Source organism: Plastoroseomonas hellenica (assembly GCF_018129085.1).
Lineage (GTDB): Bacteria > Pseudomonadota > Alphaproteobacteria > Acetobacterales > Acetobacteraceae > Plastoroseomonas > Plastoroseomonas hellenica.
Window position 1 is genome coordinate 104,946 of the sequence record NZ_JAAGBB010000011.1, and the last position, 13,202, is coordinate 118,147.

Consider the following 13,202-nt stretch of genomic DNA (forward strand, 5'->3'; position numbering starts at 1 on the left):
GCTCGCGGCCATGATGAACCTTGCCGAATATCGCAACCGCAACACCCGGCTTGCCGACTTCCTTCCCTGGGTCGCGCTGGTCGGCGAAGGCGTCGTCCTCAACAAGGACGGCAGCCTGCAGCGCACCGCCCGGTTTCGCGGCCCCGACCTCGACAGCGCCGTGCCGGCCGAGTTGATCGCGGTCGCCGGACGGCTCAACAACGCCTTCCGCCGCCTCGGCTCCGGCTGGGCGATCTTCATCGAGGCGCAGCGGCATGGCGCCGCCACCTATCCCGCCAGCGTGTTCGCCGACAGCGCCTCCGCGCTGGTCGACGCCGAACGCAAGGCAGACTTTGAGGAAGCGGGAGCGCATTTCGAGTCGAGCTACTTCCTGACCTTCCTCTACCTTCCGCCGGCCGAGGACGCCGCGCGCGCCGAGAGCTGGCTCTATGAGGGCCGCGATCATGCGGGCATCGACGCCCACGAGATCCTGCGCGGCTTCGTCGATCGCACCGATCGCATCCTCCAGCTCATCGACGCGTTCATGCCGGAATGCGCCTGGCTTGATGACGCTGAGACGCTGACCTTCCTGCATTCGACGGTCTCGACCAAACGCCATCGCGTCCGCGTGCCCGAGACGCCGATGTATCTCGACGCGCTGCTCGCCGACCAGCCGCTCACCGGCGGCCTCGAGCCGCGCCTCGGCGACGCGCATCTGCGTATCCTCACCGTCGTTGGCTTTCCGACGGCGACCACGCCTGGCATTCTCGACGAGCTGAACCGCTTGGCTTTTCCCTACCGCTGGTCGACCAGGGCCGTTCTCCTCGACAAGACCGACGGCATCAAGCTGCTGACCAAGATCCGCCGGCAATGGTTCGCCAAGCGCAAGTCGATCGCCGCCATCCTCAAGGAGGTGATGACCAACGAGGCCAGCGTGCTGGTCGATACCGACGCCGCCAATAAGGCCGCGGACGCCGACATGGCGCTGCAGGAGCTCGGCGCGGACTATGCCGGCCAAGCCTATGTCACGGCGACGATCACCGTCTGGGACGACGATCCGCGCATTGCCGCCGAGAAGCTGCGTCTCGTCGAGAAGGTCATCCAGGGCCGCGACTTCACCGCCATGCCCGAGACCATCAACGCGGTCGACGCCTGGCTCGGCTCGCTGCCGGGCCACGTCTACGCCAATGTCCGCCAGCCCCCAATCAACACGCTCAATCTCGCCCACATGATCCCGCTGTCGGCGGTATGGGCGGGACCGGAGCGGGACGAGCATCTGGCAGGGCCCCCACTGCTCTTCGGCAAGACCGAAGGCTCGACCCCGTTCCGGCTTTCCATTCACGTCGGCGACGTTGGTCACACGCTGATTGTCGGCCCGACCGGCGCCGGAAAATCCGTGCTGCTGGCCCTGATGGCGCTGCAGTTCCGCCGCTACGAGCGGTCTCAGGTCTTCGCCTTCGATTTCGGCGGCTCGATCCGCGCCGCGGCGCTCGCCATGCGCGGCGACTGGCACGATCTCGGCGGCGGGTTCACCGAAGGCGCCGAGGACAGCGTCTCGCTCCAACCGCTGGCCCGGATCGACGATGTCGCGGAGCGCGCCTGGACGGCCGACTGGCTGACAGCGATCCTCGGGCGCGAGAGCGTCACCATCACTCCCGAGGTAAAGGAGCATCTGTGGTCGGCGCTCACCTCGCTCGCCTCAGCGCCGGTCGGCGAACGCACGCTGACCGGCCTATCGGTTCTGCTCCAGTCGAACGACCTCAAACAAGCGATGCAGCCCTTCTGCGTCGGCGGCCCCTACGGCCGGCTGCTCGACGCCGAAACCGAGCATCTCGGCGAAGCCTCAATCCAGGTGTTCGAGACCGAGGGCTTGATCGGGACCGGCGCCGCTGCTGCGGTCCTCGCCTATCTCTTCCACCGCATCGAAGACCGGCTCGACGGCCGGCCCACGCTGCTGATCGTCGATGAAGGCTGGCTCGCACTCGATGACGAGGGCTTCGCGGGTCAGCTCCGCGAATGGCTAAAGACTCTGCGCAAGAAGAACGCCAGCGTGATCTTCGCCACCCAGTCGCTGTCGGACATCGACGGCTCGGCGATCGCGCCGGCCATCATCGAGAGCTGCCTCACTCGCATCCTGTTGCCGAACGAACGCGCGATCGAGCCGCAGATCACCGCGATCTATCGCCGGTTCGGATTGAACGATCGCCAGATCGAGATCCTCGCCCGCGCCATACCGAAGCGCGACTATTACTGCCAATCACGACGCGGCAATCGCCTGTTCGAGTTGGGGCTCTCGGACGTCGCGCTCGCGCTCTGCGCCGCCTCATCGAAGCAGCACCAAGCGCTGATTGCAGAGGTGCATGCCCGCAGCGGCACCGACGGCTTCCTGCGTGAATGGCTCGCCGAAAACCGTCTCGCCTGGGCGGCCGATCTCATCGCCGATCTCACCAACGTCATCCCCCAAACCGACCCGGAGGTACGCTCATGACCCGTTCCGTTCATTCCCGGTCCCGCGCCATGCGCGTCGCCGCAGCTCTGCTCGCCACGCCGGTGGCGCTGTCGCCGATCCTCAGCACCCCGGCCGCGGCGCAGTGGATCGTTTATGACCCGACCAACTACGTTCAGAACGTCCTGTCGGCCGCCCGAGCGCTTCAGCAGATCAACAACCAGATCACTTCGTTGCAGAACGAAGCGACAATGCTGATCAACCAGGCGCGCAATCTCGCAAGCCTGCCCTATTCCTCACTCCAGCAGCTCCAGCAATCGGTCCAGCGCACCCAGCAGCTTCTGAGCCAAGCGCAGCGCATCGCCTATGACGTCCAGAACATCGATCAGGCGTTCCAGACCACCTACGGCAACGCGTCGATGTCGGCCTCCGATCAACAACTCGTCACCCAGGCGCGCGAGCGTTGGCAGAACACGGTTGGCGGGCTTCAGGACGCGATGCGCGTCCAGGCCGGCGTGATCGGCAACATCGACACCAACCGCACCCAAATGTCGGCGCTGGTCGGCCAGAGCCAGGGCGCGCCCGGCGCGCTGCAGGCGATGCAGGCCGGCAACCAGCTCCTCGCGCTTCAGGCGCAGCAGCTTGCTGATCTCACCGCCGTTGTCTCCGCCAATGGCCGCGCGCAGGCGCTAGCCGATGCGGAGCGCGCCGCGGCCGCTGAACAGGGTCGCGAGCAACGCCGCCGCTTCCTGACGCCGGGCTCCGGCTATCAGGCTGGCAACGCCCGCATGTTCTCCAACAGCGGCAATTGAGGGCGCGCCGATGGACGGCAAGATGCTCGCGCGCCTCGGGGCCGTGGTGTTCGCTGGGGTCGCGATCACTGCGACCGCGATCGAGATAACCCGGAAAGAGGAGCCGGCGGAGAGCTGGGCTTCGTCACGGCCGAACACGGCTCCGTTCGACCCGTTGCGCGACGAGCTGTTCCGCTGCCAAGCCCTCGGCGAGGCCGGGCCGCGCGACGCGGCCTGCCTGCGGGCCTGGGCGGAGAACCGGCGTCGCTTTCTCGCCCCCGACGCTCGCCCCGCCGAACGCCTGCCGGACGCCGCGCCGGCTCCGCATCCGCCAGCGGAAGCAGCGGCCCCCGCCGAGCCAGCTCCGGTCCCGCCGACCGAGACGCGGTAGAGTCATGGGCAACACCGGCGTCATCGACCATTTCCTCGAGGTCTTCACCCGCTACATCGATTCCGGCTTCGGCCTGCTCGGCGGCGAAGTCGCGTTCATCGCCACGACGCTGATCGTGATCGATGTGACGCTCGCCGCGCTGTTCTGGTCTTGGGGAGCGGACGACGACATCATCGCGCGGCTGGTGAAGAAGACGCTGTTCGTCGGCGTGTTCGCCTACATCATCGGCAACTGGAATAACCTCGCTCGCATCGTCTTCGAGAGCTTTGCCGGCCTCGGCCTCAAGGCCAGCGGCACCGGCTTCACCACCGCCGACCTGCTTCGCCCGGGCAAGGTGGCGCAAACTGGCCTCGACGCTGGCCGCCCGCTCCTGGATTCGATCTCCGGCCTGATGGGCTACTGGTCCTTCTTCGAGAACTTCATCCAAATCGCCTGCATGTTCCTCGCCTGGGCGCTGGTGCTGCTCGCCTTCTTCATCCTCGCCATCCAGCTCTTCGTTACGCTCATCGAATTCAAGCTGACGACGCTCGCCGGCTTCGTGCTCATTCCGTTCGGCCTGTTCGGCAAGTCCGCCTTCATGGCCGAGCGGGTGCTGGGCAACGTCATCTCCTCGGGCATCAAGGTGCTCGTCCTCGCCGTCATTATCGGCATCGGCTCGACGCTGTTTTCCGAGTTCACCGCGGGCTTCGGCGGCGCAACGCCGTCAATCGACCAAGCCATGGCGATCGTGCTCGCCGCGCTCTCGCTCCTCGGCCTTGGCATCTTCGGCCCTGGCATCGCCAACGGTCTCGTCTCTGGCGGCCCGCAGCTCAGCGCGGGTGCGGCCGTCGGCACGGGTATGGCGGCAGGCGGCATGATCGCCGCCGGCGTCGGAGCGGTTGGCGCGGTCGCGTCCGGCGGCGCCGCACTTGCCGGTGGCGCTGCCGCCGCTGCCCGCGGCGGTGCGGCGGTCGCCGGCGGAGCCTCCACCGCTTACAGCCTCGGCGCAGCCGGGCAGTCGGGCGCGGCTGGCGTGGCGTCGGGCCTTGGAGGTGTGGCCCGCGCGGGCGGTAGCGCCGCCACCTCGCCGCTCCGTCGCGCCGCCTCGCGCGCTGCCGAGAGCATGCGATCGAGCTTCGAGGCGGGCGGCAAGGCCGCGTTCGAAGCGACGGGCGGCTCCTCGACGATGGGCACGACCGGCGGTGAGGCGGCCGCAGACGACGCCGGCGCACCCAACCCCGCGCCGGCCGGCGGGCCACCCGAATGGGCGAAGCGCATGCGCCGTACGCAACGCATGACCCACGCCGTCCAGGCCACCGCGCATGCTGTCCGGTCCGGTGATGCCCATGGCGGCGGCTCCTCCGTCAATCTCTCCGAAGGCGACCGCTGATGTTCAAACGACCCTCCACTCACTATGGCAAAGTCACCGAACCCGAAACGCCCTATCAACGCGCTGCACAGGTCTGGGACGAGCGTATCGGCGCCTCCCGTGTTCAGGCGAAGAACTGGCGGCTGATGGCCTTCGGGTCGCTGATCCTGTCGGCGGGCTTCGCAGCCGCCCTGGTCTGGCAGTCGGCGCGCGGGACGATCGTGCCTTGGGTGGTGCAGGTCGACCGGCTCGGCCAAGCGCAGGCCGTGGCGCCCGCCGTCGCCGACTATCGCCCGACCGACCCGCAGGTCGCCTTCCACCTGGCGCGCTTCATCGAGCAGGTCCGCTCGATTCCGGCCGACGCCATCATCGTGCGGCAGAACTGGCTGCGCGCCTACGACTTCACGACCGACCGTGGCGCGGCGGCGCTCAACGACTATGCGCGGGCCAACGACCCCTTCACCAAGGTCGGCCGCCAGCAGGTCGCCGTCGAGGTCTCCAGCGTCATCCGCGCCTCTCCGGACAGCTTCCGTGTCGCCTGGGTCGAGCGCCGCTACGAGAACGGGCAGCTCGCCACGACCGAGCGCTGGACCGCGATCCTTACGATCGTGGTGCAGGTCCCGCGCAACGCCGACCGGCTCAGGGCGAACCCGCTCGGCATCTACGTCAACGCCATCAACTGGTCACGGGAGCTTGGTCAATGAAGCCGTCTTTCCGTAAAGCCGGAAACCCGGCTTCGCACTTTTCCGCCGTCCCGACATTGCGCAGAGGCGCATTGCCGATTCTGATGCTGGCGACGACGGCGCTCGCCGGCTGCGCCACCACCAATCCGCCGCCGGAAATCTCCTACGACGCCGCCGCGCCTGCCATGCTGACGGTCGACCCGCCCGCGCCGGTCACCGTCGTCGAGGTGCCGCGACCGCTTCCGCTGCCCGGGCAGATGCAGCGCGTCGAGCGCTCCCGATCGACACCCGAGCCGGCCGATCCGACCGCACGTGTCAACCAGGCCAACGCCGCCGCCCGCATGCAGCCCGTGCGAAACGGCTTCATCAACTCGATGCAAGTCTATCCGTTCGTCCAGGGCGCACTCTATCAGGTCTACACCGCTGTCGGTCAGATCACCGACATCGCGCTGCAGCCGGGCGAGCAGCTCGTCGGCTCCGGCCCGGTCGCCGCGGGCGACACGGTGCGCTGGATCATCGGCGACACGCAGAGCGGCGCGGGAGCCACCCAACAGGTCCATATCCTGGTCAAGCCGACCCGCCCGGAGCTGATGACCAATCTCGTCATCAACACCAATCTTCGCACCTATCACATGGAGCTGCGCTCGACGGAGCGCACCTACATGGCTTCGGTCTCCTGGCAATATCCGCAGGACCAGCTCATCGCGTTGCGCAGGCAAAACCAGGAGGCACAGGCCGCACAACCCGTCGCCACCGGGATTGATCTCGCCAACATCAATTTCCGCTACGAGGTGACCGGCGACCGCGCGCCCTGGCGTCCGCTGCGTGCTTATGATGACGGCCGTCAGGTGTTCATCGAATTCCCGCGCGGGATCGCCCAAGGCGAGATGCCGCCGCTGTTCGTGGTCGGGCCCGAGGGCAACACGTCGGAGCTCGTCAACTACCGTGTCCGCGGCAACTACATGATCGTCGACCGGCTCTTCGCCGCCGCCGAACTGCGCTTTGGCTCCGGTGACCACCAGAAGCGCGTCCGGATCGTGCGTACCGACGGGAGGCCGGCGTCGTGAGCGAGACGAATCCCCGGAAAGAAGAGCCGGATGACGATGCCCGGCCGCTGACCGGAGAGCCGGTCAGTCCCGCGGCCATGCGCCTGCGCGCGGAGCCACCCCGGGTCACCCGCCTGTCGCGAAAGGTGCTGGCAGGCCTCGGCCTGGTCGCTAGCGTCGGGATCGGCGGCGCCCTCGTCTACGCGCTTCAGACCCGCGATGGCGGTCGGTCGAACGAGGAACTCTATTCGACCGAGAACCGTCCGACCGCCGACGGCATCGCCGGACTGCCGCGCGACTACTCCGGCGTGCCTCAGCTCGGGCCACCGCTGCCCGGTGATCTCGGCCGGCCGATGCTCGAGGCGCAAAACCGAGGTCAGCCCGTGCCGGCGCCCGGGGCCGCCGCCCCCAATCCTGGCATCAGCGCAGAGGAGCAGCGCCGGCTTCAGGAGCTGGAATCGGCACGAACCGCGCGTCTGTTCGCTCCGACAGAGACCAGAACAGCCAATCAGGCGCCGGCGGCGCCGACCGGCACGGCAACCCCGCCCATACCGGATCTCACCGGCCTCGGTCTGGCGCCGACGCCAGCGACGCCCACAGCTCAGGATCGCCAGAACGCCTTCCTCAACGCCGCCGCTGACCGCCGCACCGTTGCGCCCGATCGCGTCGCAGCGCCGGCCTCGCCAAACATTCTGCAGGCTGGCGCCGTGATTTCCGCCGCGCTGATCACTGGGATCCGCTCCGACCTCCCAGGCCAGATTACCGCTCAGGTGACAGAGAACATCTATGATAGTCCGACCGGCCGCATCCTGCTCGTCCCGCAGGGCACGCGCGTCATCGGCCAATACGACAACAACGTTCAGTTCGGTCAGAGCCGGGTGCTGCTCGTCTGGAACCGGCTCATCATGCCGAACGGACGCTCGATCGTGCTCGAGCGCCAGCCGGGCGCCGACTCCGAAGGCTATGCGGGGCTCCAGGACGGCGTCGACTATCACTGGTGGGATCTCGCCAAGGCGGCGGGCCTGTCGACGCTGCTCAGCGTCGGCGCCGAGCTCGCCACCAATGACGACGATCGCCTGATCCAGGCGATCCGCAATGGCGGTCAGGACACGATCAATGACGCCGGTCAGCAGATCGTCCGCCGCCAGCTCAATGTCGCGCCGACCCTGACGATCCGGCCCGGATTTCCAGTCCGCGTGATCGTCACCAGAGATCTCGTACTCGAACCATATGGAGGCTCGTGATGCCGAAGCTCAGGCTCGGTCCAATCGTCGATGACAAGCCCTTGAAAGTCACGCTCGACCTGCCAGCGTCGCTTCATCGAGACCTTGCCGCCTATGCCGAGGCACTGGGCCGTGAGCAGGGGCGCCCGATCGCGGATCCGGTGAGACTGATCGTGCCGATGCTCGAGCGATTCATCGCATCAGATCGAGGCTTCGCAAAGGCGAAGCGCACACCGTCATAACGCGGCAAGATTCTACCAGTCGACTTCCTGCGGCACGCCGTCGATGCATCCCGCTGTGCCCCTCTGCCCCTTAAACACGGCGCGCAGGGGTCGTGCTCAAATCCAGCAGCCGCTTCAGCACTGGGTTCTGATTATCCGAGGACCAGACAGCGCTCCAGCGAATGCTCTCATTACGCGGGAAGATGGGGACAAACGTAACGCCAGGATAAGTGGCGCCTAATGTTGAACTCGCCGCCAGAGTCAGGCCGTACTTCCTGCCCACCAAGTTGATGAGGTTTTCGCGACCGACACTATGTACCGAAATTTTCGGGTGAAAACCAAGAGCAGAGACGTTCCGTACGATGATGTCATCGACCTCCGGTCCGTGAACATCCGAGCAAATGAGGAACGTCTCGTTGCGAAGGTCATTCCAGGTTACCCCTTCGCGGGTCGCCAGTCGGTGTTGTGTCGACATCGCGACGAACAGCTCTTCGTCCCAGACGTGTTTGGCCTCGCAACCGGGAAGACGAGGCTCGCCTGGAATAAAAGCGATGTCGAGACGACCGCTCAATACGCACGCGGCGTTCGCCTGCGAAGTGGCCTCCTGCAGTCTAACCTCGACTTTCGGGAACTTGCATCGGAAGGCCTCGAGAATATCGCCCAGCCCCCCCTGCGCGAGAGAGGCGACCAAGCCGATTCTCAATTCTCCTGCGTCGCCGCGCTGGACAAGCGCCATTTCGTTGACCGCCTGGCGAAGATGTTCCGCGCCCACCGCAGCGGCCCGCATAAACCTTTCCCCCATCACCGTTGGTTTGGCGCCAGTCCGTTTCCGCTCGAATAGCGGCGCCCCGAGTCTACGTTCGAGCAACTTAATCCGTCGGCTGACGGTCGATTGCGAGAGGCTAAGACTCTCGGCAGCGCGGCGAAAGCTTCCGTGCTCGGCGACGAGCATCGCATATTTCAGATAACGAAGATCGAATGCGAGATCGGGCACTCCGATGTGTCTTTCGAGCGTATTGTTGGTCTGGGTTAGTAATGCGCTGCTCTGCATCTGGTCGCGGAGAACCTGTGGCGGGCTTCCCCTTGCCGCCACAGACGACCACCAGCCGGCATTTCAGACGAGGTCGACGCCGCCGGGGCGCGATCACCGACTTTTCTAGACGGCTGACGCTACGGGCGTCCGCATAGGCCTCAAAGCAAGTGCCCATTTATGCAGCTCACCTAGCAGCGTGTTCGTTCCAGAAGAAATTGCATCATTCGGACCGAAAACACCGTCATCGCCGATGAACTGCGAATAGAACGGGACAGGAACCGGTTGATTTATGGCCACGACGTTCAGGTTGCCAAGGAGCTGACGAAGTTCCTGAGAACCGCGCAGGCCACCTGACACTCCACCGTAGCTGACAATTGCAGCTGGCTTGTATGACCATTCGTGAAAGAGGCACTGAATGGCATTAACGAGAGACGCTGGAACAAAGTAATCATATTCGGGCGTCACAAACAGAAAAGCATCTGCGGAACCCACGCTCTCGCTCCACCGCTTCGTGTGTTCATGCTCATACTTGCGCGCAGCAGGGTGTGCAGGTTCATCGAGGAGCGGAAGTTCAAAATCGACGAGATCTATCAGATCCACGTCAAATGAACTGTTTTCCTTTGCGTATCGGTGGACCCATTCTGCAACCGTCGGACCGCCGCGACCGGGGCGTGTTGAAGCAATGATAATATTTAGTTTCAGCGCCATAACGAGGCCATTTGCTATTGAAAGAAGTTATGCGCTCCTACATGACGCCGGAACGTCCCAGGCCGAATAGGTGAACCGACGAGCCTCCGCCATGATCTCGGCGTCTTCGGGCGAGGCTCCCAAAAACCCGCCGTGAGGACCGGCTTCGATAACGTGGAGTTCGGCCGCCACGCCGGCATTCCTGAGGGCCCGGTGCATGCGCACCGTATCGGACAGAAGCAGGTCGCGTGTTCCCGTCGCCAGAAGCGTCCGTGGCCAGTTTGAATCGATGTTTCCGAACAGCGGCGAGACGTAGGGGTGCTTGAGGTCCTCAGCGCCGGCGTAGCTGCGGATATAGTCGATGCCACCGTAGAGGTTCACGTCGAGGAAGCGGTTGGCCTGGTGGCTGTCGCCTGCGAGCGTGAGATCAAGCGCAGGGGTGAACAGGAACAGGCCCGCGGGAAGCGGCAGGCCCTCGTCGCGGGCGCGCAGCATCAGGGCCGCGGCGAGATTCCCTCCCGCCGAGGTGCCCGCCACGACCAATGCCGACGGCGAATAGCTCTTCAGGATCTCGGCGTAGGCTTCGAGGCAATCGTCCAGGGCAGCCGGATAGGGATATTCGGGGAGCATCCGATAGTCGACCGAGAAGACTTCGGCGCCATAGTCGGCAGCCTTTAGCTTCGCGGCCAGAGCGCACATCTCGCCACCGCCGACGGCGAAGCCGCCGCCATGGATGTCGAAATAGGCCACTTCCCCGAGGCGCCCGGTAGCGCCTTCCGGCTTCGCGCGGTGCAGTTCTGCGCCGCTCGGCAACGTGATCACCGTCGCCGAACCCTGAAACCCGGCTGCGAGCGACCGCATCATGTCGAGCATGGGATCCATAAAATCAGAGAGCGCTTCTGGCTCTACGTGCGTCTGGCCGGAGGCCACCAGCTGAGCCGTTCTCCGCGCCAGATAGGCTTGGGCTTGCGAACTTAAACTCGTCGGCACCGGGATCAGCTGCTCCGGCCTGTTAAGCGCTGTCGTTTCACTTGCCATATGTTCATCCTCCTAGTTCTCTGACCTAATCGGAAGACAGGGCTCATCTCGCTAGCCCTGAGATGCTGGCCCCCTCTGCTTCACGAAATCAGCTGATTGCTTCTCGCCCATCGCTTGATCGCATCTCGGGGCGTCGGCGCGGGTCCGAAGAAGTGCTCTTGCTTAGAGATGTTCGAGACATAGACCCCCGTCCTGAAGAACAGGAACATCTGGATCATGTCGTAGCCAAGCTCGGAAAACAGCTTTACCGGACGTGCGAGCAGGCGGAAAAGCAGCCACGGTATAACCCGCACCTTGAGCGGCTTCTTCGTCACTTGGGATATGAGATCGGCGATCTCTTCCTGGCTTTTCGGGCCTTCGCGCCAGCCGACATCAATCGTTTGATTATCGATCTCACTGCCGGGAAACATGGCGGCCTTGGCGAGATACGAGGCCAGATCATCCGTCAGCACATAGGACCACTTTGTGGTCTTATCGCCCAGCGCCAGGAACCGGCCAGCTTTCACGCCCTTCACAATGAAGTCGGCGCTCTGATCGAGAAACGTGGGCGCGCGTATGAATACGTACGGCACGCCAGAGGCCTTGATCAGGTCCTCCGCCACCTTCTTGGCGTGGAAATGGGGGACTGCTGACGCTGCCTCGCTGCTGACGATGCTGAGGAAGACAAATCTGCCGACATTGGCTCTTGCCGCCGCTTCAACGAGATTCTTGTTGCCCTGAAAGTCGGTGTCGATGCTTCCCTTCATATAGCCGTTCGCCGAACTGACGACGACGTCGACGCCCCTCAGGGCGCGATCCAGCGACGCCGGATCCATCATGTCGCCGCGCACCCATTCGACGCCGGTGCTGTCATTCGGTGGCGCGCCCTTACGCGACATCGCAACGACGTCTGCGTTCGCATCCTGCGCCAGATTGCGGAGGATCTTGGCTCCGAGGAATCCTGTGGCGCCGACGACAAGGACCTTCTTTTTGGCCGTCGAAGGATGGGGTGATTGGGTCAACTTAAGATCTCCCGTCATGAACTGGTGTCGCCTTTGGCGCTCAGGACGGGGTAGTCGATGTAACCCTTCGCAGCTCCGCCGTAGAAGGTTTTGGGGTCTGCCTCGTTCATCGCTGCATTGGTCTTCAGCCGAACGACGAAGTCCGGATTGGCCAGGACCATCTGGCCATATGCCTCAAGATCGGCCAGCCCCGACGCCACATCGGCACCGATCTGGTCACGCGGACGACCTGGCCGGTTGAGGATCAGCGGTTGGCGCCAGAGCTTGCGGATATCGGCCAGTAACGCCTCGTTGCCCTGGTGCATGATGTGCACATAGGCGAGGCCGAGCTTGTCGAGCTCGGCGACGAGATAGCGATAGAGGTCCGGCCCTTCGGGGCCTTCATCGATCCCCCACATTGCCGTTCCGGGAGACAGGCGGACCGCGGTTCGGTCCGTGCCGATCTCCGCGGCGATCGCCGTGAGGACCTCGATGGCGAAGCGGGCGCGGTTCTCGATGGAGCCGCCATATTCGTCCGTGCGCGTGTTTGCGCTCGGCGCGAAGAACTGCTGGACGAGGTAGGCGTTCGCCCCATGAATCTCGATGCCGTCGGCTCCGGCCTCGATCGCCGAACGCGCCGCATGGCGGAAGTCGGTGACGGTCTGGCGGACCTCTTCAGTCGTCAGCGCGCGCGGCGTGGGAATGTCCTGCATCCCTGCCGCCGTGAACATCCCCGTTCCCGGCGCGATCGCGGACGGTGCGACGCCCTGGCGGTGATGCGGCGTATTGTCGGGATGCGACATGCGCCCGACATGCATGAGCTGGATGAAAATGTGGCCGCCCTTTTCGTGTACGACGGAAGTGATCTTCCGCCAGCCGGCGACGTGAGCGGGCGTGTAGATGCCGGGAGTGGTGAGATAGCCCTGCCCGTCGTCGGAGGGCTGAGTGCCCTCTGTGACGACCAGTCCGAGGCCGGCGCGCTGGGAGTAATAGTCGGCGGCCAGCTCGCCCGGCGTGCCGTCGAAGGCGGCACGGCTGCGGGTCATTGGAGCCATGACAAGGCGGTTCGGCAGAGAATAGCGGCCGACGCGGACAGGGGCGAATATTGAAGTCATCAGGTTCTCCATTCGCCCCAATATCGACTATCCCGCTGTCGGGATAAATCCCGTTATGCTGGAATCAGTATTCCACTGGTGGATCAATAGGAGGTCCGTCGGATGGCCGGCGCGATCTGGAGGAAAATGAACCGGCTGCAGGAGACGGAGGCTCTCGACGAACCAAACTCCCCGTGGCGACGTATCTCCGGACTGGAGAAGCGATCGGCTTGAGACTTCTG

At 64.8% G+C, this 13,202-nt stretch carries 13 protein-coding genes; 8 read left to right on the forward strand and 5 right to left on the reverse strand.

The window, feature by feature from the left end:
* Positions 1 to 10: 10 nt before the first annotated feature.
* From trbE to GXW71_RS11140, 8 genes are all read left to right on the forward strand, one after another.
* Complete coding sequence (gene trbE, locus GXW71_RS11105) at positions 11 to 2,467, forward strand: conjugal transfer protein TrbE (protein ID WP_211852571.1); 2,457 nt, start codon at positions 11 to 13, stop codon at positions 2,465 to 2,467.
* Positions 2,464 to 3,237 carry a P-type conjugative transfer protein TrbJ gene (trbJ, locus tag GXW71_RS11110; protein ID WP_211852572.1) on the forward strand — a complete coding sequence of 258 codons (774 nt, stop codon included), beginning with the start codon at positions 2,464 to 2,466 and terminating at the stop codon, positions 3,235 to 3,237. The genes trbE and trbJ overlap by 4 nt, the downstream gene beginning before the upstream one ends.
* A 10-nt stretch (positions 3,238 to 3,247) precedes the next feature.
* Positions 3,248 to 3,607, forward strand: coding sequence for a putative entry exclusion protein TrbK-alt (gene trbK-alt / locus GXW71_RS11115; RefSeq protein ID WP_211852573.1), 360 nt, complete (start codon positions 3,248 to 3,250; stop codon positions 3,605 to 3,607).
* A gap of 4 nt (positions 3,608 to 3,611) precedes the next feature.
* Positions 3,612 to 4,976: a P-type conjugative transfer protein TrbL gene (trbL, locus tag GXW71_RS11120; protein ID WP_211852574.1), complete on the forward strand. Its 1,365-nt coding sequence runs from the start codon at positions 3,612 to 3,614 to the stop codon at positions 4,974 to 4,976.
* Positions 4,976 to 5,659, forward strand: coding sequence for a conjugal transfer protein TrbF (gene trbF / locus GXW71_RS11125; RefSeq protein WP_211852575.1), 684 nt, complete (start codon positions 4,976 to 4,978; stop codon positions 5,657 to 5,659). Before trbL ends, trbF begins: the two co-directional genes overlap by 1 nt.
* Before the next feature lie 83 nt (positions 5,660 to 5,742).
* Positions 5,743 to 6,705: a P-type conjugative transfer protein TrbG gene (gene trbG / locus GXW71_RS11130; protein WP_246526484.1), complete on the forward strand. Its 963-nt coding sequence runs from the start codon at positions 5,743 to 5,745 to the stop codon at positions 6,703 to 6,705.
* Positions 6,702 to 7,928 carry a TrbI/VirB10 family protein gene (locus GXW71_RS11135; protein WP_211852577.1) on the forward strand — a complete coding sequence of 409 codons (1,227 nt, stop codon included), beginning with the start codon at positions 6,702 to 6,704 and terminating at the stop codon, positions 7,926 to 7,928. Before trbG ends, GXW71_RS11135 begins: the two co-directional genes overlap by 4 nt.
* The gene (locus tag GXW71_RS11140) at positions 7,928 to 8,149 is read left to right on the forward strand and encodes a DUF2274 domain-containing protein (protein WP_211852578.1); all 222 of its coding nucleotides are present in this window, start codon (positions 7,928 to 7,930) and stop codon (positions 8,147 to 8,149) included. Before GXW71_RS11135 ends, GXW71_RS11140 begins: the two co-directional genes overlap by 1 nt.
* A gap of 70 nt (positions 8,150 to 8,219) precedes the next feature.
* Here GXW71_RS11140 and GXW71_RS11145 read toward each other — a convergent pair whose 3' ends face one another.
* The 5 genes from GXW71_RS11145 to GXW71_RS11165 all read right to left on the reverse strand — a co-directional run bounded on the left by GXW71_RS11145 (position 8,220) and on the right by GXW71_RS11165 (position 12,993).
* Complete coding sequence (locus GXW71_RS11145; RefSeq protein WP_211852579.1) at positions 8,220 to 9,179, reverse strand: LysR family transcriptional regulator; 960 nt, start codon at positions 9,177 to 9,179, stop codon at positions 8,220 to 8,222.
* Positions 9,180 to 9,284: 105 nt separating this feature from the next.
* Entirely contained in the window at positions 9,285 to 9,869 is a 585-nt protein-coding gene (locus GXW71_RS11150; protein WP_211852580.1) for an NADPH-dependent FMN reductase, read from the reverse strand.
* 27 nt (positions 9,870 to 9,896) lie between these two features.
* Positions 9,897 to 10,886 carry an alpha/beta hydrolase gene (locus tag GXW71_RS11155; RefSeq protein ID WP_211852581.1) on the reverse strand — a complete coding sequence of 330 codons (990 nt, stop codon included), beginning with the start codon at positions 10,884 to 10,886 and terminating at the stop codon, positions 9,897 to 9,899.
* Between the two features lie 80 nt (positions 10,887 to 10,966).
* Positions 10,967 to 11,887, reverse strand: a complete 921-nt coding sequence (locus tag GXW71_RS11160) for an SDR family oxidoreductase (protein WP_211852582.1) — start codon at positions 11,885 to 11,887, stop codon at positions 10,967 to 10,969.
* Between the two features lie 14 nt (positions 11,888 to 11,901).
* Positions 11,902 to 12,993 (reverse strand): alkene reductase, encoded by a 1,092-nt coding sequence (locus GXW71_RS11165; protein ID WP_211852583.1) that lies wholly within the window; start codon positions 12,991 to 12,993, stop codon positions 11,902 to 11,904.
* Positions 12,994 to 13,202 lie beyond the last annotated feature (209 nt).